Raw genomic sequence first — 1,421 nt, forward strand, 5'->3', positions numbered from 1 at the left:
CTGGCCGCGCGCGGCCAGACCGCCCCGACCGGCGCCACCGCCGTCTTCGACCGGATCGAGACCGCGCCCGCGCACCGGCGCCGGGGCCTGGGCAGCGTCGTCATGCGCACCCTCCAGGGCGCGGCCGCCGCCGCGGGGGCGCGGACCGGCGTCCTCGCCGGAACACCGGCGGGACGGGCCCTGTACGAGTCTCTGGGCTGGCATGTGCAAGCTCCGCTCACCAGTGCCAAGTTCGTGGGCCGGGACTCCGGCTGAGCGTCCGTCACGATTCACCGTGCGAAGCCGGCAGGCGCCCCGGCAGGGGCTCTGTCACGCTGCGCCGGTGATCGCCCCCGTTCCTCCGGTGGTCTCCGCCGGCCGCAAGGCGGACAACGCCCGGTCGGCGCCGAGTCTTCCCGGCACCCAGCCGCGACCACGAGCCCGGACAACGCCCAGCCGACACCGACTCCCCCCGACACCCAGCCGCCTCTCGGACGCGGACGCCCCGGTGACCGTGGGCCACGGACCGGCCAGCAGCCGCCCCGCGCCTGCCCCGCCCCGCCCGGGCTTCCACGCGGCGATCACGACCACGCCGTACGGGCAGGCCTCACCGGCCTCCTGAACTCCGTCGCCGTCCGGCCCGGTCCCCGCGCCGCACCAGCGGCCAGGTCGCGACACCGATCGCCAGGGCGATCGGATGGCCCCAGTCGGTCAGTGGGTCGGTGTACGCGATCAGGGCAGTCACCAGCAGCCAGCCGAAGAGGGCGAGCAACGGCCAGCGCAGCCACGGCCGGAGCAGACCCGCGAGGGCGCCGAGGCACGCGGCCACGCCGAAGCTGACGCCGTAGTCGAGGCGGTGCAGCGAACTGGCGGGCAGATGGCCGACCAGGACCGCGAGGCCGATGGGGACCTCCGTGGCGAGGGTCGCCCCGGCATGCCCGAGCAGGAAGACACCGGCCGTGCGCACCCCGCCGATCCGCCGCTCCAGCGCGGTGAGCACGAACAGCAGGGCGAGGGCGTACGGGGACAGGACCCCGCCCGCGATCCACAACGCGCTGGCCACCAGCATCAGTACGGGCATCCGCGCGAGGTGGACGACATCGGTGCTGGAGCCCTGGTGCAGGGTGTGCAAGAGGACGGGGTCCAGACGCGCGGCGACCAGGGAGACGACGGCCAGGACGGCGCCGTAGCCGAAGGTGAACGGCGTCCCGGTGGGGGTGGGGAGCAGCCGCCGGAGCCGGAGGGCGTGAAGTCGGTTGCCCGGAGCGGCGGTTGCGGCGGGTGTCGCCGGTACTGCGGCACCCGTCCCGGCCCGTTCCCGCTGCCGGGGCATCGCGTCGAGCAGCCCTGCCCCCTCGGGAGCTTCCGGGGCGGGCGCGTCGGAAGGGGCTGGCGGCACGGTCCGTTCCAAGGTGGGCTGCTCCTTCCGTCGCACCCCACCC

The 1,421-nt window shown here is 75.6% G+C and carries 2 protein-coding genes; one reads left to right on the plus strand and one right to left on the minus strand.

Features of this window, described 5'->3' with window-relative positions:
• Positions 1 to 255: GNAT family N-acetyltransferase (locus AOJ26_RS40175; protein WP_159044521.1), on the plus strand; the 255-nt coding region annotated here is incomplete at its 5' end.
• 331 nt (positions 256 to 586) lie between these two features.
• On the opposite strand, the gene AOJ26_RS40180 is transcribed toward AOJ26_RS40175, so the two are convergent.
• A complete protein-coding gene (locus tag AOJ26_RS40180; RefSeq protein ID WP_063790393.1) occupies positions 587 to 1,390 on the minus strand; it encodes a rhomboid-like protein in 804 nt (267 codons plus the stop codon).
• Between the last annotated feature and the right edge of the window lie 31 nt (positions 1,391 to 1,421).

It is taken from the genome of Streptomyces sp. NRRL B-24085, assembly GCF_001282115.1.
Classification (GTDB): domain Bacteria; phylum Actinomycetota; class Actinomycetes; order Streptomycetales; family Streptomycetaceae; genus Streptomyces.